Consider the following 23,653-nt stretch of genomic DNA (forward strand, 5'->3'; position numbering starts at 1 on the left):
GTCGGATCCCAGATCCGCACCGTGGCGTCGTAGCCGCCTGAGGCCAGTAGTAGCCGGCCGTCGGGGCCGGCCGCCCACCCCACCGACCAGACCGGGCCGGTGTGGCCGGTCAGGGTGTGCAGGAGGTGGCCGGTGGTCGGATCCCAGACCCGCACCGTGGCGTCGGCGCTGCCGGAGGCGAGTAGCAGCCGGCCGTCGGGGCCGGCCGCCCACCCCACCGACCCGACCTCGCCGGTGTGACCGGTCAGGGTGTGCAGGAGGTGGCCACGGTGCGGATCCCAGATCCGCACCGTGGCGTCGGCGCTGCCTGAGGCGAGTAGTAGCCGGCCGTCGGGGCCGGCCGCCCACCCCACCGACAAGACCCGGCCGGTGTGGCCGGTCAGGGTGGCCGGTGGTTCGGTGACCACGACGTCACCCGGCCCCCACGGCTCGTCCCACCGCGGACCCGGCCCGGCCGGCCGCGCACCGTCCGGCCGGGACGGCATCCCCGACGGATCACCCGTGCGGCCCACGGTGCGGGCATGCGCGACCGCCCAGGCACGCAAGGCACCGTCCACGGGCTGGACACCGTCCACGAGCTGGGCGTTGCTCAGCTGGGTCACCGCCCCGGTCCCTGTGGCTCGTCCACAACCGCCCCCGTTGCTCACCGACTGCTCACCGGAACCGCCCTGCGACGATCAGCGTAACCCGGGTGCCGGGTGCGCCCGTGGTCACCGACGGAGCCCACGACGCTGACCACGGGCAGTCGATGTGGCGGCCATTCCAGCGAGGCCTGTTCCAGTGGACGACGCCGTCCGGTGCGGCGTCACCGTGGAGTTTTGAGTGGTATCACCTTTGAGAGGGCCTCGGATCGGAGGGAAGCCGGTGGAAACGCGTCCGCTGCTTGCTGGTGACGGTGTCACGGTCCGTCCTGGCCGCCCCACGGACGTCGCCGCGTTGGGTGCGATCCTCACCGAAGAGTCGGTGGCGCGCTGGTGGGGGCAACCGGCGTCCGCCGACGAGGTGACGACCGACGAGGTGACAGCCGACCTGCTCGGCACCAGCGGCACCGTCCTACTCGTGATCGAGGTGGACGGCCAGGTCGCCGGTGGCATCCAGTACTGCGAGGAGAACGACCCGCAGTACCGCCACGCGGGCATCGACATCTACCTCAGCAGCCGGTTCCAGGACCGTGGCGTGGGGACGACGGCGGTCAGACTCGTGGCCCGTTTCCTGTGCGAACAGCGGGGGCATCATCGGCTCACGATCGACCCGGCGGCCACCAACACCCGGGCCATCCGCTGCTACGAGAAGGTCGGCTTTCGTCCCGTCGGCATCATGCGCCGCTACGAACGCGGACCAGACGGCCGCTTCCACGACGGGCTCCTCATGGACCTGCTACGCGACGACCTTGAGTGAAGCCGGGCGCTCTTACCGCAACAGACCCTTATATGACGAGTGGCGTCGCGCCCCGGCCGGTGCGCAGGGTCTCTATCACGCGGGCGAGTATGGGGTCGGCGGACTCGTCGTCGGCCCGCCACGCGACTCCGGCGGCGAAATGAAGATCCGGCTCGTCGAGTGGGACAAGCGCGAAGTCGGGTCCGGCGAAGTTACGCGTGCTGGGATTGTCCGGGTCCGCGGCGACCAGCGTGATGCTCCGCGTACGGATCACCCGGGCCGCGAGGTGAATCGAGTCGGCGTGTGGCAGTTCGTTCAGGTGCCTGATTCCGGCCCGGACGAGGAAATCACGCAGGTTTTTCATGGCGAGCGGTTGCAGCTTCGACGATGGCATCAGCATCTCCCGTTCGGTCAGGTCGGCCAGCCGCAGCCGGCTTCGGCTCGCCAGTTCGTCATCGCTGCGTGTAGCCACCGCGTAGCGATACCGGGCCAGCTCCAGCCCGCGCAGGCCCGGGTCGGTCACCGGGAGGTGCACGACCGCGAGATCGATCTTCCGTGCGCACAACATGTCCATCAGCACGGCCGACCGTTCGAGCGTGATCGGTAACTCGATGTCGGGATAGAGCCGTTTGAAGGTGCCGAGCACGAGATCCACGACGCTCGGCGTCAGCACCGGTGCCGCACCGATGTCGCGCGCCGGCCGGGCGGTCCGGTCAGGCCGCTGTGCCCGCAGGGCATCGAAGCGCCGCACGACGTCGGCTGCGGGCTCTAGAAGATCCCGCCCCGAACGCGTCAGCCTGACCTGGTGATAGCCGCGCACGAAGAGCTCCTCACCCAGCTCCCGCTCCAACTCGCGGATGCGTCGGCTCAGCGGCGAGGCAGTGAGGTGCAGCCGGTCGGCTGCGCGCCCGAAGTGCAGCTCTTCCGCGACCGCCACGAAACAGCGCAGTTGCTGGATGTCCATAGCTGACGGACATACCAGGGCGGCCGTGCCCCGGTCCATCGCTACCGCGGGCGGCCAGCGCGTACAGCGTGTTGGGGCCGGCGATCCCGCCCGCCGCGGCCGGTCACCCCGTCATCGACCACGTGACCGCCGCGCCAGCCCCGCTCATCGCGCCTGCCATACCGGAGGTCGCTTCTCCGCGAAGGCGCGCAGGCCCTCCCGGGCGTCCTCGGAGCGCATCAGGGCCGCAATCTCCGCGGCGGTGCGCGCCCAGGCCGCATCCTCGGATGCGATGCCGCCGTCGATGATGCCCGCCGCGATCCGCTTGCTGGCCTGGACCGCCAGGGGCGCGTTGCGGCAGATCAGATCGGCCAGGGCAAGGGCCTCGTCGAGGACCGACGCCGTCGGCACCACCCGGTTGACCAGGCCCAGACGCAACGCGGTGGCCGCGTCCACCGGCTTCCCGGTCAGGATCATCTCCATGGCGACCTTGGGTGGGATCTGTGCTGACAGCCGGAAGGCCCCGCCGGCGGCGGCGACGATGCCCCGGCTGACCTCCGGCAGGCCGAACTGCGCGGTCTGCGCCGCCACGGCCAGGTCGCTCGCAAGGACGATCTCGGTGCCGCCACCGAGTGCGAAGCCGTTCACCGCGGCTATCGTCGGCTTGCTGATCGGGTGGGACACGTAGCCGGCGAATCCCCAGTGCCGGCGACCCGCGGGGGACGTCCGCTCGCCGCGGGCGACCGCCTTGAGGTCGATGCCGGCGCAGAACGCCGTGTCGCCCGCGCCCGTCACCACGACCGCCCGCACCTCCCGGTCGTGCTCCGCCGCCTCGAGAGCCTCGCCGACGAGAGTGGTGGACTCCAGGTTCACCGCGTTGCGTGCCTCGGGCCGGTTGAGCGTGATCACCATCGTGTGGTCACGGCGCTCCACCAGCACTACCGGCCCAGTCACTTCGGCTCCTCCAGTACGCCCGCCGCCACCAGCGCATCGATGTCGCAGTCGGACAGCCCGAGCAGCTTGGCGCAGATCTCCCGGGTGTGCTCGCCCTGCAACGGCGCCGGCCGCAACTGCGGATCGGCGATCCCGGTGAACACCGCCGGGCCGTTCTCGGTCAGTATCGGCTCTGGAAGCTGTGGCTGGGCCAACTGGCGGAAGAAACCGCGTGCCGCGAGGTGCGGGTCGTCCGGCAGGTCCGCGACCCGCTGCATCATCCCCGCGGGCACACCCGCGTGCTGAAGGCGGCTCATGACCTCGCGCGGTGGGTGGACCGCCGTCCAGGCGGTCACCGCCTGCTCCACCTCGACGCGGTGCCGGCGTCGGCCTGCGGCGCTCGCCAGGCGCGGGTCGTCGCACAGCTCCGGTCGCCCGATGGCCCGGCACAGGCGACGCCAGTCCTCGTCTCCCCGGATCGTCAGCACGCACCATTCGTCGTCGCCGGCACACGGGTAGACGCCGTACGGCGCGTCGTGTCCGCCGACATCGCCTCGCGCCGCCAGGGATCCGGGAGCCAGCGACTCGCACAGGAACTGGGCGGAAAGCTGGGTGAGGATGGTCTCGGCCTGGGCGAAGCTCACCGTGCCACCGATACCGGACCGGCGGCGGGCGAGGAGGGTTGCCAGCACCGCCACGGCGCCCACTCGGGCCGCGACGTGGTCGGGATAGATGGTGCTGCTGTCGCTGAAGCTGTCCGGCACATCCGGGTAGCGCCACAGTCCCGTGATCGCGGTGGCCGCGCGAACGAGCGGGCCGTACCCCATGCGGGGGCTCCACGGTCCGGACGAGCCGAAGGCGCTGCTGTCCACCACGATCAGCCGTGGGTTGATCGTGCGTAGGCTCTGGTCGCCGAGCCCCAGGGACTCCATCGTGCCCGGCTTGAAGTTGGACAGTACGACGTCGGCCGTGGCGGCGAGACGCTTGAAGACCGCCACGCCCTGCGGGCTGCGCAGGTCGAGACCGAGGCTGAGCTTGTTGCGGTGGCCCCAGGCGAAGGACGGGGACATCGTCGCGCCGTCCCGTGACTGCCGGCTCCCGTCGGGGAAGGCCCGGTTCTCAATCTTGATGACCTCCGCGCCCTGGTCGGCGAACAGCCGTCCCAGCTCGGCGCCGACGACGATCACCCCGAGGTCGAGGACGCGTACACCCTGCAGTGGACGGTGGGCCCGCGCGGGCGCGTCCCCAGCACCGCTCGGCGTTGTCGGCGTGGGCGTGGGCGTGGGCATGGTGGGACGGTCGGCGACTGCGAGCGCGGCGAGCACGATGTCGTCGCCCGCACCGGGCGCCGGGGCGGGACACCGGATGCCGGCCCGGATGCCGTCCAGTTCGACCAGTCCGTTCGGCATCCGGCCACGCACCCCGGGTGCGATCTCCACCGTCACGAACGCGTCGCGGGTGCTGAAATGCTCACTGGTGAGGACCTCGGCCGCGTCCAGTAGGGCGGCGATGGGCACCCCCCGACGCTGACCCTCGGCGACGAGCTCGTCGCGGGTCGCCTCGGCGAACAACTGCCCGATGAGCCGGTAGAGGCGGGGCGCAGCCGCGAACCGCGCGCCCAAGCCGTCGAAGGCCGGCCCGGCGAACTCGGCCGGCTCACCCAGCCAGCCGAACATGGCCCGCCATTGCCGCTTGGCGAGCAGGCAGATGCGCACGTACCCGTCGGCGCACCGAAAGATCGGGTAGAGGTGACGGGCGTCGGGTCGCCCCCGCGGCAGGCTCGCCGCGGGTACTCCCCGAGACGCCGTGCCGCCGATCCCGAAGCCCGGGTCGAGGACCTGCACGATCGTCTCGTAGACGGAACAGTCGACGTGATCACCAAAGCCGGTGTCCAGTCGGCTGCTGTACGCGAGCAGCGCCGCCCACGCCGCTTGAATGGCGGCCGAGGAATACACCAACCCCTCCGGCGGCAGGAGGGGCGCCAAGCCGGGTATGCCGGACCGGGACAACACGCCACTCATGGCCAGATGTACCCAGTCCGTCGCCACCCAGTCGCGGTACGGCCCGGTCTGCCCGAACTCGGTGATCGACACGACCACCAGGGCGGGCAGCACGGCACGCAGCCGATCCAGACCAAGACCCAACTCCGTGAACGTGCCCGGACACGTGCTCTCGATGAAGATGTCCGCGGTGCCGAGCAGGGCCAGGAGCGCGTCCCGGCCGGACGTCGAGGTCAGGTCGAGCGTGACTCCGCGCTTGTTCGCGTTGTTCGCCACGAAGTGGAGGCTGACGCCGTCGTGCAGCGGCGCCTGCCGTCGGGAGGGGGCACCACCCGGCGGCTCGACACGGATCACGTCCGCACCCAGGTCGGCGAGGTAGCGACCGCAGAACTCGCCGATCCCGTCCGCCATGTCGACGACGCGAACGCCCGCAAGCGGACCGCTGGCCACTTTCCGCCCTCCTTCTGCCCACGGACGTCGAGGAGTGCCACGACATTTGCCCCGACGCAGTCCGAAGATGGCACGGAGTCGGGCTGCGCGTACATGTCGAAGTCGGCCAACAACGCGTGCCGACCTCGGCAACGTCACCGGTGGGGCCTGGGATATGCCTGGGATATGCCTGGTGCGCGCACATTGCCGGCGCGACACATTGCCGGCGCGCACATGTGCCCATTGCGGCATCAGGCATGTTCAACTGCGCCCGGTCCGTGCCATGCTGGCGCGCAAACACCGTTACCCGCCGAGGCGTTTCGCGCTGGCGGCTGGTTCACGGCGGAATTCGCAGGCTCGCCGGCAACGAGGCGCGCGACTGAGGAAGTCCGCTGATTCCGGGTCCGCCACCTCAGGTGGTCACATTCTTGCAGGGAGGCCTGGTATGAGCCGTCACTTCGGCTGCTTCTACATCGACGGACAGTGGACGACACCCCTGTCGGAGACGACTACCCCGATCATCGAGGCCGCCACCGGGCAGCGGCTTGGTGACCTGCCTGAGGCGGGCGCCAAGGAGGTGGACCTGGCGGTGGCCGCCGCCAGGGCGGCCCAGCCAGCGTGGGAGGCAACTCCGGCCGTCGAGCGGGCCGACCTGCTTGAGCGGCTTGCCGAGGCGATCGAACGGCGCTCGAAGCAGATCAGTGAGATCGTCTCCCGGCAGAACGGCATGCCGCTGGCGTTGTCCACCTCCGCCAACGTCCACGCCGTGGCTGGCACACTGCGGTACTACGCGGCGCTGGCGCGCGGTGGCTTCGCCGACCAGGAGCGCCCGGCACTGGCCTATCCCGGCACGGTGCGCCTGCAACGGCGCCCGGTCGGGACCGTCGCGGTGATCGTGCCGTGGAACTACCCCCTCGGACTTACCGCGATGAAGCTCGGGCCGGCGCTGGCCGCCGGCTGCACCGTGGTGCTCAAGCCCGCCCCGGAGACGTCGCTGGATGCCGCCTACCTCATGGAGGCAATCGAGGACGCGGGCCTGCCCGCGGGCGTCGTCAACCTGATCACCGGCGGCCGGCAGACCGGAGACCTGCTGGTCAGGCATGCCGGCATCGACAAGGTCTCCTTCACCGGCTCGACCGCCGCCGGCCGGATCATCGGGGGCATCTGCGGGACGGCGCTCAAACCGGTCACCCTCGAACTGGGCGGGAAGTCCGCGGCCGTCGTACTGAACGACGCAGACCTGCCCGCGGTGATGCAGGGTCTGGGCTTCCTGTCCTTCGCCAACGCCGGACAGTCCTGCTTCCTCAACTCCCGGGTCCTCGCTCCCCGCAACCTGTACGACGCGGTGGTCGACGGCCTGGCGGGCCTCGCCCGCTCCTTCGTGCTCGGCAACCCGCTCGACACCACCACGACGATGGGACCGCTGGTCAGCTCGCGCCAGCGTGACCGGGTCGAGGGATACATCGCGACCGGGCGGAGCGAAGGCGCCCGGCTGGTGGCCGGCGGCGGCCGTCCCCCCGGGCAGGAGCGCGGCTGGTTCGTCGAGCCGACCGTGTTCGCCGACGTCGACAACGCCATGACCGTCGCCCGGGAAGAAATCTTCGGACCGGTCGTCTGCGTGATCCCGTATGACACGGTCGCCGACGCCGTCGACATCGCCAACGACTCGGACTACGGACTGGCCGGCAGCGTGTGGAGCGCCGACCCGGACCGGGCTCTCGGCGTCGCCCGACAGATTCAGACCGGAAGCATCGGGCTGAACATGTGGACGCTGGATCCGGGGTCACCCTTCGGGGGCTGGAAGGCCAGCGGCGTCGGGAAAGAGTACGGGCCGGAGGGTCTGGACGCCTACCTCGACGTAAAGTCGATCTTCGTGCCAGCCCGGCCGGCGTGACCGGGGAGACGACCGTGCAGATCACCGCCGCGCTCTCCCGCGAACCGGACAGCCCGTTTCGCATCGAGACCCTCGACCTCGCCGCACCCGGCGAGGGCGAGGTGCTGATCCGCACGCTGGCGAGCGGGATATGCCACACGGATCTGGCCGTCAAGGCCGCGTGGCCGATCGAGTACGGCCCGATCGTGCTGGGTCACGAAGGCGCCGGCGTCGTCGCGGAGGTGGGTGCCGGCGTCCCCGGCATCCGCCCCGGCGACACGGTCCTGCTCAGCTACCGGCGCTGCGGCCGGTGCCGGCGCTGCCGTGCCGGTCGGCCAGCCTACTGCGAGCAGTTCGCTCTCCTCAACACCTCCGGCGGGCGGGCGGACGGCTCGACACCGCTGTCGCTCGACGGTTCGCCGGTACGGGGCTGCTTCTTCGGCCAGTCCAGCTTCGCGAGCCACTGCCTGACCACGGTCGACAACATCGTCGTAGTGGAGCCGGGTGTGGACCTGACCGTTCTGGCGCCGCTCGGATGTGGTGTCCAGACGGGCGTCGGCAGCGTGCTGAACGTCCTCAAGCCGGACGAGACCTCGTCCTTCGCGGTCTTCGGGGCGGGCAGTGTGGGCCTGGCCGGCCTGCTCGGCGCACGGGCGAGCGGAGTGCGCACGATCATCGCCGTCGATCCGGTGGCCGGGCGGCGGGCACTGGCGGCCAAGCTGGGCGCGACCGTGACGATCGACCCCGGTGTGGACGATCCGGTCGAGGCGATCAGGGACCACACCGCCGGTGGCGTCACGCACGCCCTGGACACCACGGGGGTCCCCACGGTCCTCGCGCAGGCCATGAAGGCAGTCGGTTCGGGGGGCACGCTGGTCGCGGTGGGTCTGGGCCGGCCGGACGTGTCAGTCGACATCATCGACATCATCAGCGGCGGCAAGACGCTACGGGGTTGCATCGAGGGTGATGCCGACCCCCGCGAGTTCCTGCCCCAGCTCGTGGCGCTGCACGCCGAGGGCCGGCTACCGCTCGAAGAGCTCATCACCAGCTATCCGTTCGCCGACATCAACCGGGCGGTAGCCGACTCGGTCGCCGGCGTCACCGTCAAGCCGGTGCTCGTCTTCTAGCCTCATGGCCCCACCCCGGCGCCGCGGACGATCTGTCCGATTTTCCGGACGCTCGACGTGAGAACGCGATTTCTGCTGCTGCCGAGCATGACCGAGGTCACACCGGACGCAATACGGTCAGCGCGTTCGCTCGGCGGCGCTGCCATCCGGCCGGCGCATCCAGCTTCGAGCGGCGGAAGGAGAACCACGGTGCGCGTGAGGATCGGGACCATCCGTGGCGCCACGTTAGTCATGGCTGTCGCCCTCGCGGCGGCGGCCTGCGGCAGTTCGACGTCGTCAACGACCGACTCCACCCGCACGACCTCGGCGGGCACGGGAGCCTCGGCAGGCAGCACCGCGACCGGGACGCCGATCACCATCCTCACCATCACTCCGTCGGGAACGTCCGGCGCGAACTTCCCGGACATCCCCACCGTGCTCGAAGCGTTCGCCAAAGTGACGAACGCCGCGGGCGGCATTGCCGGCCACCCGCTGAGGGTGGAATCCTGCAACGACAAGAACGACCCCAACACCGCCGGCACCTGCGCCCGCCAGGCCGTGACCGACAAGGCCGTCGCCGTGCTCGGCTCGTTCAGTCAGTTCGCCGACTCGATCCTGCCGATTCTCGACGCGGCGAAGATTCCCTACCTGGCGGCCAATGCGATTTCGGGCAGCGAATACTCGAGCACGGACTCCTACCCGCTCGTCCCCGGGCCGATCGGTTTCGCCGCGCTCGGCACGAAGGCCGGCCAGCGGTGCGCCACGACTGACGTCGTCACCTACGACCTGCCGGCGGCGGCCGGTCTCGCGCCGTTCGTCGCGGCGGGCCTCGGGGCGTCGAAGAAGACAATCAGCAAGACCGTCAAGGTGCCCGTCACGACGACGGACTTCAGCAGCACGGTCAGCAACGCGAAAGACGCCGACTGCATCATCAGCATCCTGCCCGAGCAGGCCCTGAACCAGTACCTCGCCAAAGCTACGAGCCTCGGAGTCAAGCAAACGATCTTCGCCCCCGCCGGCGGCGTCGGCTCGGAGTCGTTGACCAAGTTCAAGACCCAGCTCGAGGGCTCGTACACCGTGTCCAGCTTTCCCCTCGCGACCGACCCCGTCTGGGCCGCCATGAAGCGCGAACTCGCGGCGGAGGGCAAGTCCGACGTCGACCTCACCGTCCCCGAAAACCTCAACGCGTGGGTGTCGGGCGTGGTGTTCGCCAAGGTCGCGGCCGGTCTCACCACCGTCGACGCGGCCTCCTTCAAGGAGGCCCTGGACAAGACCTCGAACCTGGACACCGGCGGGTTCACCCCGCCGGTGGACTTCACCAAGCCGTTCCCGGTGCCCGCGCTCGCGCGGCTGTTCGACACCTCGCTGATCGGCGTCGACATCAGGAACGGCGCCCTCGTGCAGGACGGCACGTTCGTCGACTACAAGTCAGCCCTGACGGGCTGACCCACCGCGTGGCCGTGGGTGCGGGAGTGAGTCTCAGGCGCTTGCGCACCCACGGCCAGCCGTCGTGAAGGAGCCCTATGTCATCGCCGGCAGTCCTGGTCAGCGGACTCACCGTCGGATTCCATGGTGTTCCGGTCGTCCGTGACCTCGACCTGGAGGTCCACCCCGGCGAGGTCGTCGCCCTCCTCGGCCGCAACGGCGCCGGCAAGACCACCACGTTGCTCACGATCGCGGGTGACCTCACCCCGCAGGGCGGGACGGTGTCGGTCGCGGGTGACGCCCGTCGCCGTCGCCTGCACCAGCGGGCCCGGCGTGGCCTCGGCCTGCTGACCGAGGAGCGGTGTGTGTTCATGGATCTCACCGGACACGAGAACCTGAAGCTCGGGCAGGGCGATCCGAGACGGGCACTCGCGTTCTTCCCCGAGCTCGAACCGCACCTGTCCAAGCGGGCCGGACTCCTCTCCGGCGGCCAGCAGCAGATGCTGGCACTCGCCCGGATCCTCGCCGGCCGCCCCCGCGTCCTGCTCGCGGACGAGCTCAGCCTCGGTCTCGCCCCCCTGGTGGTCGAGCGGCTCCTGGCCGCGATACGCAATGCCGCGCAGGACGGTGCCGCGGTGCTGCTCGTGGAGCAGCACGTCGCGCTGGCGCTGGAAGCAGCCGATCGCGCCTACGTGCTCGCGGACGGGCGGATAGCCCTCACCGACACCGCCGCGACCCTGCTGACCCGCGCCGACGACATCGCCAGGGCCTATCTGGGAGCGGAAGCCGTATGACCGTCTTCGCGCAGTTCGGGTTCCTGGGCCTGGGCGGTGGAGCGCTCATCGCCCTGCTCGGCATCGGTCTCGTCCTCGTCTACCGCGGCAGCGGTACGATCAACTTCGCCCAGGGCTCGTTCGCCCTGCTGGGCGCCTACGTCGTGCACGAGCTGCGGGAGAACCAGGGGATGCCCGCGCTCCCCGCCGTGGCAATCGCCGCGATCCTGCTCGCAGCCGTCGGGGTGCTGGTCCACCTCCTGCTCATGCGACCGCTGCGCGCCCGCAGCCCCCTCGTCCGGGTGATCGCCACTCTCGGTGTGCTGAGCATCATCCAGCAGTCCGTGACCATCCGTTACACCGGGCAGCAGCTCAGCGTGGCCACAACCCTCCCAGAAGAGCCCGTCCACCTCGGCTCTGTGATCGTCGGACAGCAGTCCTTCTGGCTGGCCGGCATCGCCGTCGCAGTCACCACCGTCCTCACCGTCCTCAGCTCGCGGACGAGGCTGGGGCTCGCCGTCTCCGCCGCGGCCGCCAACCAGCGCGCCGCGGCGGCGCTTGGGTTCTCCCCGGACGCGCTGGCCTGCGGCACGTGGGCGCTGGGGGGCGCCCTCGCCGGGCTGGCAGGCGCCTTCTTCCCCTCGCTCACCGGCGACTACCTCTCCGCCAACTCACTGGCGTTCACGATCATCGCGGCGCTGGCGGCGGCGCTGCTCGGCGGATTCCGCTCCTACCCGTTGGTGCTCGTCGGCGGGCTGCTGATCGGCGTCATCCAGAGCGAGTGCACGCACTACGTGCAGACGACCGGCGTTCCCGACTCCGTCCCCTTCCTCGTCATCGTGCTGGTGCTCGTCGTCCGCGGCCAGGGGCTTCCCGTCCGCGGGAGCACCGCTGACCGCCTGCCTGCGGTGGGCGCCGCGGTCCGCTCTCCCCTGTACGCGCTCGGGCTCGCCGCCGTCCTGGCCGTACTCGCGGCCACTGTCCTGCCGACCGACTGGAACGTGGCGCTGGTCAGCTCGATGTCCGCCGCCATGATCGCTCTGAGCGTCGTCGTCGTGACCGGGTACGCGGGGCAGCTGTCCCTCGCCCAGTTCGCGCTGGGCGGGGTGGGTGCCTTCGCCGCCGGGCGGCTGGTGTCCAACCACGGCTGGCCCTTCGAGGCGGCCGTGCCGCTGGGCGTCGCGACGGCGGTCGCGGTCGGCTTCGTCTTCGGCCTGCCCGCACTGCGCACCCGCGGCGTGAACCTCGCCGTCGTCACCCTCGGCCTCGGCTTCGCCTCCTGGTCGCTGCTGTTCAACAGCACCGACTTCACCGGGCGCAACCGCGGGACGCCCATCGCACCCCAGACCCTGCTCGGCATCCCGATCGACCCGGTGCTCCACCCCGGCAACTACGCGGCGTTGTGCGTGATCTCGTTCGCGGTGGTCGCGGTGGCCGTGGCCAACCTCCGCCGCGGACGCAGCGGCCGGCGGCTGCTCGTGGTGCGCGCCAACGAACGGGCGGCGGCATCGCTGGGCATCTCGGTCATCCAGTCGAAGCTCTACGCGTTCAGCCTCGGCGCCGCGATAGCGGGGTTCGGTGGCATCCTCTACGCGTTCAGCTTCTCCGCCATCCAGTACACGACGCTGTTCGACCCCTTCACCTCGATCACGATCCTGACCCTCGCCGTCATCGGTGGTATCGGCTACGTCTCGGGGCCGCTCTACGGCTCGACGATCGCCGCCGCGGGCGTCGGAGCTCTCGTGCTCTCCAAGGCGTTCGGCAGCGTCGAGGAGTACCTCCCGCTCGTCGGCGGCGTCCTGCTGCTCCTGCTGCTCCTGAGCGCGCCGGACGGGCTGGCGGGACGCAACATCGCCGTCGCCCGTCAGCTCCGGAACCGCGTCGTGACGTCGAGCAGGACGCCGAGCAGGACGTCGAGCAGGACGTCCGTACCGCTGGGCGACCCGGGGGACGCAGGCACCGTCCCGGCCAGAGCACTGGAGATCCGCAACGTCACGGTTCGCTTCGGTGGTGTCGTCGCGCTCGACAACGTCGACCTCACGGTCCCACCGGCCACCGTGATCGGGATCCTCGGACCGAACGGCGCCGGCAAGACGACACTGATCGACGCGGTGACGGGCTACGCCCAGCCGGCCGCAGGATCGGTCTCCCTGGGCGGCCGCGACATCGGCACGCTCAGCCCGCACCTGCGCGCCCGGGAAGGACTGTGCCGCTCCTTCCAGTCCCTTGAGCTCTTCGACGACATGACCGTCCGGGAGAACCTGCTCGCGGCGGCTGACTCGCACGACCGGCTGGCCTGGTTGCGCGACCTCGTCCGCCCCGGCGACGACCAGCTGCCGGCGGGGGTGGCGCGGGCGGTTCGGGACATGGGACTGGAAGACGTGCTCGACGTCAAGGCCGAGAGCCTGTCCTATGGTCAGCGCCGCTCGGTCGCGATCGCCCGCTCGCTGGCGACCGAACCGTCGGTGCTGCTCCTCGACGAACCGGCCGCCGGGCTCGACGAGGACGAGTCGCGCGCCCTCGGTGAGCTGCTGCGCCGGCTCGCCGACGAGCGCGGAATCGGCGTGCTGCTCATCGAGCACGACGTCGCCATGGTCATGCGCACCGCCGACCGGGTGCTCGTGCTCGAGTTCGGTCGTGAGATCGCCGAGGGAACCCCGAGCGAGATCAGGTCCGATCCCGTGGTGGCCGCGGCCTACCTCGGCACCCGGGCCTCCCACGAGACCACCTCGGCGGTCTCCCGCACCTGAACCCTGAGCTCCAACTCTGGTCGGCAGGCTCCAACCCTGGTGACCCGGGAACCCTGGTCACCCGGGAACCCTGGTCACCAGGGAACCCTGGTCACCAGGGTGGACCGACCTGGCTACAGCGCCATCCAGACGTTCTTCGGCCGCGTGAACTCCCGGATCGCGTGGATTCCGCCCAGTCGACCCTGGCCGCTCTGCTTCACGCCGCCGAAGGGCGCTCCCGGGGGGATACCGAGGAAGCCGTTGACCCAGATGTTGCCCGCCTCGAGCGCCGCGCAGACGCGGTGGGCGCGGCGCAGGTCGTCGGTCTGGACGTAGGCGGCCAGCCCGTAGGGAGTCGCGTTGGCGATCGCCACGGCGTCCGCCTCCGTGTCGAAGGGCGTCACGGCGAGCACGGGACCGAAGACCTCGTTCTGCGCGATGAAGTCGGTCGGCGCGACGTCGGCGAGGACTGTCGGTCCGATGAACCACCCGTCGGCGAGATCGCCGCCGAGGCGCTCGCCGCCGGTGAGCAGACGATTGCCCTCCTTCTGCGCGGTGGCCACCATCCCCAGGATCCGATCGGCGGCGCCCTCGCTGACCACCGGCCCCATGACCGACGTCGCCGCGCTCGGGTCCCCCACCGGGATCTGACCGAGGATCGCGGCCAGTGTTGCGAGGAACGCGTCGTGGATGCTGCGCTGCACCAGGATCCGGGTGCCGAGAATGCAGCCCTGGCCCGAGAGCAGGACCGCTCCCGTCATGGCCTGCTGCGCGGCCGCGACGAGGTCGGCGTCCTCGAAGACGAGGTTCGCGGACTTGCCTCCGAGCTCGAGTCCCACCGGCTTGAGCGTCTCCAACGCCGAGGCGAGGATGCGCTTGGCCGTCTGACCGCCGCCAGTGAAGTGGATCTTGTCGACGTCGGGATGGCTGACCAGTGCCTGCCCACCGGCTGGTCCACCGGGCACCACGTTGATCACGCCGGGCGGGAAGCCGGCCTCCAGAAGCAGCTCTCCGATGCGCAGGCAGCCCCAGGGCGCGAGCTCCGACGGCTTGAGCACCACGCAGTTGCCCGCGGCCAGCGCGGGAGCCACGATCTGGCCGACGGAGACGACCGGTCCGTTCCACGGCACGATCACCCCGACGACGCCGTACGGCTCGTCGAGGGTGTAGTCCAGCGCCGGCACCGGCCAGGTCCCGACGACCTCTCCACCGATCTTGTCAGCCCAGCCGGCGTTGTAGGTGAAGAGGTCCGCCGCGAGCAGCGGCGTGCTCGCGGCGATCATGGACGGCGTCCCGTTGTCGATCGTCGTGAGCTGCGCGATCGTCGCAGCTTCGCGACGGATCAGCCGGGCGGCCTCAAGCAGTAGCTCGCGGCGCCGGTCCAGCGGCGTGGCGCGCCAGCCGGGCAGCGCGGCGCGGGCCGCCCGCACCGCGGCGTCGACCTCACCCGCGCCGGCCATCGACACGCCGCGAGTCGGCTTCCCGGTGGCCGCGTACACGTGGGTGAACTCGCCTTCGCTGCTGTCTGACACCCGCCCGTCACCTATCAGCAGACCCGGGTTCGGCAGGACGGTGAGATCAGCGTCAAGGACAGTCATTGGCCAATTCTGGTGTGGCCTGCCCGCGATTGGGCGCATCCGCGGCGCAAACCGGGTTTGCGCGACACCGGACGGGTGGTGGGCAAGTGTGGGCGCAGTGAGTCGACTACTCGAAGGCGTCCGCGTCCTCGAATCCGCGATGCTGTTCAACGGCGACACCCTGGGCACCCTGCTCGCCGACCTCGGCGCCGACGTGATCAAGGTTGAGTCGCCCGGCACAGGGGACTACCTGCGCGGCTTCCTCGGCCAGATCACCCCGCAGCACAGCCCCGCGCACATCCAGGTCAACAAGAACAAACGCAGCATCACCCTCGACCTGCGCCGGGACGAGGGCCGCGCGCTCTTCTACGAGCTGCTGTCCACCGCGGACGTGTTCGTCGACGGCTTCGCTGGCGACGCCTGTACGAAGCTCGGGATCGGCTACGCCCAGCAGCGAGCGGCGAAGCCCGACATCGTCTACTGCCAGTACTCCGGCTACGGCAGCGAGGGCCCGCTGGCCAGCATGCCGACCCACGGGCAGATGACCAACGCGCTGGCCGGCGCGCTGCCGGTCGAGATGGGCCCGGACGGGCTCGTCCGCCAGGTGCAGACGCCCGACTACCTGGGAGGCACCACCAGCGGCGGCGAGGGCACGGCCGCCGGAGCGGTCCATGCCGCGTTCCACGTCGCCGCCGCCCTGTTCCAGCGCGAGCGGACCGGCGAGGGCTGCTTCCTCGACGCCGCCGCCAGCGACGCGGTCATCGCGCAGGCGTGGATCGCCGTCACCTACAACCTCAACCGCGACCGGGTCACCGACCACGCGACGATGCCGAGGACCGAACAAGGCGACAGCGGGTCGGCGTTCTACCAGTTCTACGAGGCGCGCGACGGCCGGTTCCTGCTGTTCTGCGCCACCGAGCCCAAGTTCTGGCGCGGCTTCTGCCTGGCCGTCGACCGCGTCGACCTGATCGACAGGCTCGACCCCGCCGGGCCCGTCGACTTCGGCTTCGGCCTCCTCGAGCTGCGCCGGGAGCTTCAGAAGATCTTCCACACCCGCGACGCCGACGAGTGGGTCGCCCTCGCTCTCACCCACCACGTGCCGCTGACCCGGGCCAACCGCCTGCGCGACCTGCTTGACGACCCGCACGTGCGCGCCCGCGGCATCCTCGTCGAGGGCGAGCACCCGCTGGCCGGGCCCTTCACCTACGTCGGCGAGGCCGTCCGCGTCCAGGGTCAGCCGTGGGAGCTGCGCCGGCCCGCCCCCACCCTCGGCCAGCACACCGACGAGCTGCTCGCGGAGATCGGGCACGGTCCGCAGGATGTCGCGGCGCTGCGCGCGGCGAAGATCGTCTGATGGCCCGCGTGAAAGTGCCCTTCCCGCCCGGGAGGGTCACGCGGGACCCGCACGTCGGGACACTCGAGCCATGAGCGTGACGACCGACCAACAGGCAGAGTTCGAGCGGGCCTCCTCCGGCGTCTTCGTCGAGGAGGACCTCGTGAAGGATCGGACGGCGCTCGGGCGCCTCGTGGCGAGCAGGCAGCAGGAGTACCTGTCCACCGCGACCCCGGAGGCCATCCGCAACTTCGCCCACAGCTACGGCGACGACAATCCGCTGTTCTGCGACCCGGGTCACGGTGAGACGAGCCGGTGGGGCGGGCAGATCGCGCCACCGATCATGGCTGCGGTCCTCAACGCGCCGCTGCTTGGCGACAAGGACCCCTTGGCCAAGGGCGGCTCCTACCGGGGCATCCACGCCTTCGTCTCCGGCGGTACCTGGACCTGGTACCGGCCGGTGCGACCGGGTGACACCCTCTACAGCCTCTCCGGCCTGGAGTCGGTGGAGACCAAGCAGTCGGAGTTCGCCGGCAGCTCGGTCATCCGGGTCCTGCGCGACATCAAGGTCAACCAGCGCGCGGAGGTCGTCGGCGTCTACCGCACGCTCGTGATCTACACCGAGCGGAAGAAGGCGCGGGACAAGGGCAAGTATGCGGAGATCCCCGTGCCGAGCTGGGACGACGCGCAGCTCGCCGCCCTCGACGAGACCTACGCGGCCGAGACCCGCCAGGGGCGGGCCCGGCTCAGGTGGGAGGACGTCGAGGTCGGCCAGGCCATGGGAGCCAAGGCCAAGGGCCCGCTGACCACGACGGACATGGTCATCTTCCACGCCGGCGGCTACGGCTTCGTGCCCTACGGGCTGAAGACCGGTCGCCGCGGCTGGGAGAACCGGCAACGCATCCCGGCGTTCTACGTCAAGAACGAGTACGGCGTCCCCGACGTCGCGCAGCGCGTCCACTGGGACAACGCGTGGGCGCAGGCGATCGGCAACCCGCGCGCCTACGACTACGGCGTGCTGCGCGAGTGCTGGCTGCACCACTTCCTCACCGACTGGGCGGGTGACGACGGCTGGGTCGAACGCCAGCACGACGAGATCCGCAAGTTCAACTACCAGGGCGACGCCCAGGTGCTCGGCGGCGAGGTGACGGGCAAGCGGGTCGAGGACGGGCGCGCCCTCGTCGACGTCGCGGTGTGGGCGCGCAACCAGCGCGACGAGGAGACGGCCCGCGGGGCGGCGACGGTCGCCCTACCCAGCCGCGAGCATGGCCTACCGGTCCTGCCGGCGGTGCCCGCCGAGCTGAGCCGGGCCACGACCGAGGTCATGGCCCGCCACGGCGAGCTGCTCCGCGAGCGGCGCTCACGCTGAGGCGACCGCCCGACCGCCCGACCGCCCGACCCGTAGCGTCGCCGACGCTGGCCACGGGCGGCCCCGTCCAGGTCATCAGGCGGGCAGGTCCGCCATCTCCCAGCCGAAGAGACGCTCGGCGTTGCGGTGGGTGATGGCGGCCCGGTCTTCGGCGGACACGCCCGCGAACAGCTCCGTCACGATCTTCTGGATGTGGGGGTAGGGCGTGTCCGCGTGGGGGAAGTCGGCCTCCCAGACGATGCGGTCGACGCCGACCTGGCCGCGCTGCTCCAGGCCCCACGGCTCCTCGATCATGCAGAAGGTGAAGTTGCGCCTGAACACCTCGCTGGGCCGGACGTCGTTCGGCAGATGCGACCAGTAGCGGTGGCGTTCCCACTGGCGGTCCGCTCGCTCGAGCGCCGCGGGCACCCATCCGACGCCGCCCTCGGACCACACGATCTGCACGTCCGGGAACTTCGCGAAGACCGGGCTCATCGAGATGTCGACCGCGCAGACCCACGAGGCGACGGCCATCGTCGCGATCGGCACCGCGAAGGACGAGTCGGCAGAGCCCATGTAGAGCTGGCCGCTGGAGCCGATGTGCATGCACGCCGGCACACCCGTCTCGGTGACTGCCTGCCACAGCGGGTCCCAGTCGGCCTGCCAGTAGGACGGGAGGCCGAGCGGGGCGGGGTTCTCCGGCAGGCAGATCGCCCTGGCACCGTTCGCGACACAGCGGCGCAGCTCGGCAGCGGCGGCCTGCGGGTCCCACAGGGGCGCGATCGTCATGGGGACGTAGAGCCCGCGCGGACCGGCGGGGCACCACTCGTCGAGGACGAAGTCGTTCCAGGCCCGGACACAGGCGGCGGCCAGCTCCTTGTCCTTGAAGGACGCGAACAGGGCGCCACCGAACCTGGGCAGAGACGGGAAGGCGACCGAGGCGCAGACGCCCTGCGACAGGAGCTCCCGAGCGCGGGCCACCGGGTCATAACACGCGGGGATCATGTCCTCGAAACGCTTGGGCTCCAGCCCCCAGGTCTCGATCGGCTTGCCGGCGACGGCGTTGAGGCCCATGGTCGCCTCGCGGGTGTCCTCGTAGGTCCAGTACTGCGTACCGTCGGGCTCCTCGCGCACCTGGGGCGCGGTGGCCCTGAACTTCTCCGGGACCCGGTCCTGCCACACACCGGGCGGCTCGATGATGTGGTCGTCGACACTGAACAGGCTGATCATCTGTCCACTCTCGCTCGCCGACCGGGGGCGGACAAGGGTCGGAACCCGCTTCTCAGCGCTCGAGCGCGACCGGCGTGTCCGCCGCGCGTCCAGCCCTGGGGATGAGAAGGGCCATCTCACCGGCACCGCTCCTCACCGGCGGGTGGACGTGGTTACGTGCAGGCGTGAGCACGACCTACGATCACCACTCCGCCCGCTACGCCGAGCACTGGGCGCAGATCCACGCGGACCTGCGTCGGACCTGTCCGGTGTCACACGTCGCCGCCTACGACGGCTTCTGGCTGCTCACCCGCTACGAGGACGTGCGGACGGCGTTCCTCGACGACGACGCCTTCTCGTCCCACCACGCTGTCGACGAGGACGGGAACCACTCCGGCGGCGTCGCGATCCCGTCTGCTCCACTGAAGCAGACCCCTATCGAGATGGACCCACCCGAGTACACCGGTTTCCGGCAGCTGCTCAACCCGCACTTCTCCCCCACCGCGTCGAGACGCTACGAGCAGAAGATCCGCGATCTCACGACGGCCTTCCTCAACCCGATCGTGGCCAAGGGGAGCGGTGACCTCGTCCTGGACCTGCTCAACCCCGTGCCCGGCGTCTTCACCGCGCACCTGCTCGGCCTCCCGCTCGACGACTGGGAGACCTATGCCGAGCCGATGCACCGGATCGTCTACGAGGCACCCGGCAGCCCCGGGCACGACGAGGCCCTCGCGATGTACTTCACGGTCATCGTCAAGCTCGGGGAGACGGCCGCGGCGCGTCGCGTCGAGCCGCAGGACGACCTGCTCACCATGCTGGTGCAGGCCGAGGTCAACGGCAGGGCGCTGACCGATCAGGAGATCCTCGAGATCTCGTCGCTGATCCTCATCGGCGGCGTCGACACGACCACCTCCCTGATGGCCAACGCGCTGCTGTGGCTCCACCAGCACCCCGACGACAGAGCCAGGTTGGCGGCTGACCCTTCGCTCATCCCCAACGCCTGCGAGGAGTTCCTGCGCTACTTCACGCCGACGCAGGCGCTGGCTCGCACAGCCACCTGCCCCGTCACCCTCAGCGGGACCGACATCCCCCAGGGGGGTCGTGTCCTGCTCTCCATGGCCGCGGCCAACCGGGATCCGGAGGCTTTCGACGATCCCGAGTCGATCGACCTCACCCGGTTCCCGAACCGCCACCAGGCCTTCGGTCTGGGTATCCACCGCTGCCTGGGGTCCACGTTCGCGCGTCTGGAGATGCGGATCGTCCTCGAAGAGGTGCTGCGGCGGATGCCCGGGTACGTCGTCGACGAGGCGTCGGCGCGGCCGTACCCGAGCATCGGGATCGTCAACGGCTGGGTCGGCATGCCGTTCAGCGCACCGAGCGGCCCGGTCGAACCGACCCCGTTCTCGTACCTGGTGTGACCGAAATCGTACCTGGTGTGACCGACACGTCTATGTGCCTGTCCACGCACCATCGTCCCGAAGGAGCAGACATGGGCAGAGTCGCCGACAAGGTCGTCTTCATCACCGGCGCCGGCCAGGGGCAGGGCCGCTCGCACGCGGTGCGCTTCGCCGAGGAGGGTGCCGACGTCGTCGCCGTCGACGCGTGCGCCGAAATCCACCCCAGGGTGGGTTACCCGTACCCCTCGCCGGAAGACCTCGAGGTGACCAAGGAGCTGGTGGAGAAGGCGGGCCGGCGATGCGTCACCGCGGTCGCGGACGTCCGCCATCGCGACCAGGTCCAGGCGGCTGTCGAGCACGGCCTCGAGGCTTTCGGGCGGATCGACGCCGTGCTCGCCAACGCGGGCATCATCACCTTCCACGAGCGGTCCTGGGAGATCGAGGACGACGTTTACGACGCGATCATCGACACCAACCTCAAGGGCGTCTGGAACACCATCGTCTGCACCGTGCCGTCGATGATCGAGGCCGGGCGGGGCGGCACCATCACGATCACCAGCTCGGCGGCGGGCATCCGCGGTCAGCTGCCCTACGCCCACTACGTGGCCAGCAAGCACGGGGTCGTCGGGCTGATGAAGGCCTTCGCGAACGAGCTGGCGCCGCACCGCATCCGCGTCAACACGGTGCACCCCACCGGGGTCGCGAGCCCGGGCATGGGCATCGGCGGGGCCGAGACCGCGATGCCGATCCTCATGGCGAACCCCACCGCGATGCTCGGCGCGACGAACCTGCTCCCCGATCTGGACACCGAGCCCGGCGGCGACTACGCCCCCGTGGGCGCGATCCCCGAGCTGGAGATCTCCCACGCCATGCTGTGGCTGGCCTGCGACGAGGCTCGCTACGTCACCGGGGTCCAGCTGGCGGTCGACGCGGGCAACACCAACAAGCCGTGAGCGCCGCCGCCGGGCGGAGCACCGTGGACCTTGCGCTGACCGACGAGCAGAACGCCCTGCGCCGCGGCGTCCAGGACCTGCTGCGCGACCTGGACCGGCGGACCGGCGCCGAGAGCGGGGGCGACCCCGCGCTGTGGCGGGCGCTCGCGGACATGGGTGTCCTGGGCCTCGCGGTCCCGGCGAAGCTCGGCGGCGCGGGCGCGGGATGGGCCGAGGTGGGCGTCGTCCTCGAAGAGCTGGGACATTCGCTGGCGTGCGTGCCGTTCCTGTCGAGCGTCCTGCTCGCCACGACGGCGCTACTCGCCGCCGGCGACCGGGAGCACCTCACGGCCATCGCGTCCGGCGCGCTCACCGCGACGGTGTCCCTGGACGCCCGGGTGGAGCACGACGGGAACGCCGCCCGCGGCCGCGCCTCGATGGTTCTCGACGGGGCGACCGCGGATCTCGTCCTCCTCGAGAGCACCGGCGGCGAGCTGCTGGCCGTGCCGAGCAGCTCGATCGTGGCCACCCCGCTTGCCACGCTGGACCTCACCCGCCGGCTGGCGGACCTGGCGATCGACGGCCCGGCGACGGTGCTGTCCACCGCGGCGCCGCGGTGCCTGCACGCCGCCTCCCAGGCCCTGGGCATCGGCCTGGCGGCGGAGAGCGTCGGCGTCGCCTCCTGGGCGCTGGACACCGCGGTGGCCTACGCGAAGGTCCGCCACCAGTTCGGCCGGCCCATCGGGTCGTTCCAGGCGATCAAGCACCGCTGCGCGGACATGCTGGTCGCCGTGGAGTCCGCGCGGTCGGTCTCGACCTATGCGCTGCGGATCGCCGACACCGGCGAAGACCCCGCCGTCGCGGCCGCGATGGCACAGGCCTGCGCCACCGAGAACGCGGTGGCGGTCACGGCCGGGTGCATCCAGGTCCTCGGCGGCATCGGCTTCACCTGGGAGCACCCGGCGCACCTCTACTACCGGCGCGCCGTCAGCAACCAGGCTCTGCACGGCAGCCCGACCCAGCACCGCGAGACGGTCGCGGTGGGCATGGGCCTGCCCGCTGCGTTCGCCGGTGAGCTGGACGGGTGACGTCGCCGCCCAAGGTCCTGGCCGAGAGGCGAGAGCACATCGTCGTGTTGACCCTGAACAGGCCAGCGGCTCGCAACGCCGTCGACGGTGAGCTCGCGGACCTCCTCGGCGGGCACCTGCATGACGCCGACTGCGACCCCGGTGTGCGCGCCGTCATCCTGACCAGCTCCGACCCCCGGTCGTTCTGCGCCGGCGCGGACCTGAAGGCGGTCACGCGTGGCGAGTCGATCGCGCCGAGCAGGCGGGAGTGGGGCTTCGCCGGCTGGGTGCGCCACGAGGTCTCCGTCCCGACGATCGCCGCCGTCGAGGGCAGTGCGCTCGGCGGCGGGACGGAGCTGGCCCTCGCGTGCGACCTCGTCGTCGCCGGCGCGGATGCCACGTTCGGGCTGCCGGAGGTGCGCCGCGGTTTGCTTGCGGCCGCCGGGGGTGTGATCCGCCTTCCGCTACGGATCCCGCCGACCGTCGCCATGGAGATGCTGCTCACCGGACGCCCCATCGACGCCGAGCGGGCCCTCGCCGTCCACCTGATCAACCGGATGGCACCCGTCGGCGGCGCCCTCGACGCCGCACTGGAGCTTGCGGCGGAGATTGCCGACGCCGCGCCCCTTTCGGTGCGGGCCAGCAAGCGACTCGCACGTGGGGTGATCGAGGCGTCGTTCGACGAGCAGTGGGCACGCTGCGACGCGCAGGTACGCGCGTTGATGGCCAGCGAGGACGCGAAGGAGGGCCCCCTGGCCTTCGCCGAGAAACGCGCGCCCCGGTGGCGGGGCCGCTGACCGGTGCGCCCCGCGGAACACGAGCGGACGCCACTCGGAGCGGCCCGCGAGGAGGAGTAGGTGGTTTCCGTCATCCGGGCGACTGTTTCCACCTACAGAGACGCTTCCCGACATCCGATACGCGGGCCAATACTCTGGGCTGCCCGACAGGTGGGGCACGATGTTCCTCCGCTACACCCTGACGGAGTCGCAATGCGTCGAGCTTGGTGACAGCGGCGAAGTCGTGCTCTCTGAGCCCCAAACCACCGTTCAATTTCTGTGATCTTCCAGAGCTGAATGTGGATCTCCGTCGTCCGGTTTCCTGATCGTGGGCGTGGCTGGCGGGCGTATGAAAGCCCCGGGCTAGTCCTTTTGTCCCTTCCGGTGACGCCTCGCAGGCGTGAAAATGGGGGACGGGTTGCCCGT

Annotated in this window: 18 protein-coding genes and 1 pseudogene; 12 read left to right on the plus strand and 7 right to left on the minus strand. The window is 70.7% G+C overall.

Annotated elements, in window-relative coordinates:
• Positions 1–602: pseudogene (locus U9983_RS16475) on the minus strand (hypothetical protein); the annotation flags it as partial.
• A 277-nt stretch (positions 603–879) separates the two neighbouring features.
• Here U9983_RS16475 and U9983_RS16480 point away from each other — a divergent pair.
• Positions 880–1,398, plus strand: a complete 519-nt coding sequence (locus U9983_RS16480; RefSeq protein WP_416211417.1) for a GNAT family N-acetyltransferase — start codon at positions 880–882, stop codon at positions 1,396–1,398.
• Positions 1,399–1,426: 28 nt separating this feature from the next.
• Here the strand turns inward: U9983_RS16480 and U9983_RS16485 are convergent, their stop codons facing one another.
• The 3 genes from U9983_RS16485 to U9983_RS16495 all read right to left on the minus strand — a co-directional run bounded on the left by U9983_RS16485 (position 1,427) and on the right by U9983_RS16495 (position 5,703).
• Positions 1,427–2,341 (minus strand): LysR family transcriptional regulator, encoded by a 915-nt coding sequence (locus U9983_RS16485; RefSeq protein ID WP_322754883.1) that lies wholly within the window; start codon positions 2,339–2,341, stop codon positions 1,427–1,429.
• Between the two features lie 144 nt (positions 2,342–2,485).
• Positions 2,486–3,232 carry an enoyl-CoA hydratase-related protein gene (locus U9983_RS16490; RefSeq protein WP_416210748.1) on the minus strand — a complete coding sequence of 249 codons (747 nt, stop codon included), beginning with the start codon at positions 3,230–3,232 and terminating at the stop codon, positions 2,486–2,488.
• 38 nt (positions 3,233–3,270) lie between these two features.
• Entirely contained in the window at positions 3,271–5,703 is a 2,433-nt protein-coding gene (locus U9983_RS16495) for a CoA transferase (protein WP_322754884.1), read from the minus strand.
• 424 nt (positions 5,704–6,127) lie between these two features.
• On the opposite strand from U9983_RS16495, the gene U9983_RS16500 reads away from it, so the two are divergent.
• Both U9983_RS16500 and U9983_RS16505 read left to right on the plus strand, forming a co-directional pair.
• Positions 6,128–7,576, plus strand: coding sequence for an aldehyde dehydrogenase (locus tag U9983_RS16500; RefSeq protein WP_322754885.1), 1,449 nt, complete (start codon positions 6,128–6,130; stop codon positions 7,574–7,576).
• 14 nt (positions 7,577–7,590) lie between these two features.
• Positions 7,591–8,682, plus strand: coding sequence for an NAD(P)-dependent alcohol dehydrogenase (locus tag U9983_RS16505; RefSeq protein ID WP_322754886.1), 1,092 nt, complete (start codon positions 7,591–7,593; stop codon positions 8,680–8,682).
• A gap of 2 nt (positions 8,683–8,684) precedes the next feature.
• Here U9983_RS16505 and U9983_RS16510 read toward each other — a convergent pair whose 3' ends face one another.
• Positions 8,685–9,089 carry a hypothetical protein gene (locus tag U9983_RS16510; RefSeq protein ID WP_322754887.1) on the minus strand — a complete coding sequence of 135 codons (405 nt, stop codon included), beginning with the start codon at positions 9,087–9,089 and terminating at the stop codon, positions 8,685–8,687.
• 7 nt (positions 9,090–9,096) lie between these two features.
• Here U9983_RS16510 and U9983_RS16515 point away from each other — a divergent pair, with 7 nt between their 5' ends.
• From U9983_RS16515 to U9983_RS16525, 3 genes are all read left to right on the plus strand, one after another.
• Positions 9,097–10,107 (plus strand): ABC transporter substrate-binding protein, encoded by a 1,011-nt coding sequence (locus U9983_RS16515; protein WP_322754888.1) that lies wholly within the window; start codon positions 9,097–9,099, stop codon positions 10,105–10,107.
• Positions 10,108–10,184: 77 nt separating this feature from the next.
• A complete protein-coding gene (locus U9983_RS16520) occupies positions 10,185–10,880 on the plus strand; it encodes an ABC transporter ATP-binding protein (protein WP_322754889.1) in 696 nt (231 codons plus the stop codon).
• On the plus strand, positions 10,877–13,609 hold the full coding sequence (locus U9983_RS16525; protein ID WP_322754890.1) for a branched-chain amino acid ABC transporter permease/ATP-binding protein: 2,733 nt from the start codon (positions 10,877–10,879) through the stop codon (positions 13,607–13,609). Before U9983_RS16520 ends, U9983_RS16525 begins: the two co-directional genes overlap by 4 nt.
• Positions 13,610–13,722: 113 nt before the next feature.
• Here U9983_RS16525 and U9983_RS16530 read toward each other — a convergent pair whose 3' ends face one another.
• Entirely contained in the window at positions 13,723–15,186 is a 1,464-nt protein-coding gene (locus U9983_RS16530) for an aldehyde dehydrogenase family protein (protein WP_322754891.1), read from the minus strand.
• Positions 15,187–15,283: 97 nt separating this feature from the next.
• On the opposite strand from U9983_RS16530, the gene U9983_RS16535 reads away from it, so the two are divergent.
• Positions 15,284–16,519: a CoA transferase gene (locus tag U9983_RS16535; RefSeq protein ID WP_322754892.1), complete on the plus strand. Its 1,236-nt coding sequence runs from the start codon at positions 15,284–15,286 to the stop codon at positions 16,517–16,519.
• Between the two features lie 70 nt (positions 16,520–16,589).
• Entirely contained in the window at positions 16,590–17,867 is a 1,278-nt protein-coding gene (locus U9983_RS16540; protein WP_322754893.1) for an FAS1-like dehydratase domain-containing protein, read from the plus strand.
• A gap of 75 nt (positions 17,868–17,942) precedes the next feature.
• Here the strand turns inward: U9983_RS16540 and U9983_RS16545 are convergent, their stop codons facing one another.
• The gene (locus U9983_RS16545) at positions 17,943–19,076 is read right to left on the minus strand and encodes an amidohydrolase family protein (RefSeq protein WP_322754894.1); all 1,134 of its coding nucleotides are present in this window, start codon (positions 19,074–19,076) and stop codon (positions 17,943–17,945) included.
• 164 nt (positions 19,077–19,240) lie between these two features.
• Here U9983_RS16545 and U9983_RS16550 point away from each other — a divergent pair, with 164 nt between their 5' ends.
• From U9983_RS16550 to U9983_RS16565, 4 genes are all read left to right on the plus strand, one after another.
• A complete protein-coding gene (locus U9983_RS16550) occupies positions 19,241–20,473 on the plus strand; it encodes a cytochrome P450 (protein WP_322754895.1) in 1,233 nt (410 codons plus the stop codon).
• Positions 20,474–20,544: 71 nt separating this feature from the next.
• The gene (locus U9983_RS16555; RefSeq protein WP_322748410.1) at positions 20,545–21,405 is read left to right on the plus strand and encodes a mycofactocin-coupled SDR family oxidoreductase; all 861 of its coding nucleotides are present in this window, start codon (positions 20,545–20,547) and stop codon (positions 21,403–21,405) included.
• Entirely contained in the window at positions 21,402–22,472 is a 1,071-nt protein-coding gene (locus U9983_RS16560) for an acyl-CoA dehydrogenase family protein (protein WP_322754896.1), read from the plus strand. Before U9983_RS16555 ends, U9983_RS16560 begins: the two co-directional genes overlap by 4 nt.
• Entirely contained in the window at positions 22,469–23,248 is a 780-nt protein-coding gene (locus U9983_RS16565; RefSeq protein WP_322754897.1) for a crotonase/enoyl-CoA hydratase family protein, read from the plus strand. The genes U9983_RS16560 and U9983_RS16565 overlap by 4 nt, the downstream gene beginning before the upstream one ends.
• The last annotated feature ends 405 nt before the right edge of the window (positions 23,249–23,653 follow it).

Origin of the sequence: Protofrankia sp. Cas3 (assembly GCF_963555955.1) — a bacterium.
Lineage (GTDB): Bacteria > Actinomycetota > Actinomycetes > Frankiales > Frankiaceae > Protofrankia.

Excerpts from the sequence above, each read along its gene's own strand:
- U9983_RS16500 (WP_322754885.1), top strand. The coding sequence starts at position 6,128 with ATGAGCCGTCACTTCGGCTGCTTCTACATCGACGGACAGTGGACGACA.
- U9983_RS16485 (WP_322754883.1), bottom strand. The coding sequence starts at position 2,341 with ATGGACATCCAGCAACTGCGCTGTTTCGTGGCGGTCGCGGAAGAGCTG.
- U9983_RS16525 (WP_322754890.1), top strand. The coding sequence starts at position 10,877 with ATGACCGTCTTCGCGCAGTTCGGGTTCCTGGGCCTGGGCGGTGGAGCG.
- U9983_RS16545 (WP_322754894.1), bottom strand. The coding sequence starts at position 19,076 with ATGATCAGCCTGTTCAGTGTCGACGACCACATCATCGAGCCGCCCGGT.
- U9983_RS16540 (WP_322754893.1), top strand. The coding sequence starts at position 16,590 with ATGAGCGTGACGACCGACCAACAGGCAGAGTTCGAGCGGGCCTCCTCC.
- U9983_RS16530 (WP_322754891.1), bottom strand. The coding sequence starts at position 15,186 with ATGACTGTCCTTGACGCTGATCTCACCGTCCTGCCGAACCCGGGTCTG.
- U9983_RS16520 (WP_322754889.1), top strand. The coding sequence starts at position 10,185 with ATGTCATCGCCGGCAGTCCTGGTCAGCGGACTCACCGTCGGATTCCAT.
- U9983_RS16555 (WP_322748410.1), top strand. The coding sequence starts at position 20,545 with ATGGGCAGAGTCGCCGACAAGGTCGTCTTCATCACCGGCGCCGGCCAG.
- U9983_RS16510 (WP_322754887.1), bottom strand. The coding sequence starts at position 9,089 with ATGTCCGGGAAGTTCGCGCCGGACGTTCCCGACGGAGTGATGGTGAGG.
- U9983_RS16490 (WP_416210748.1), bottom strand. The coding sequence starts at position 3,232 with ATGGTGATCACGCTCAACCGGCCCGAGGCACGCAACGCGGTGAACCTG.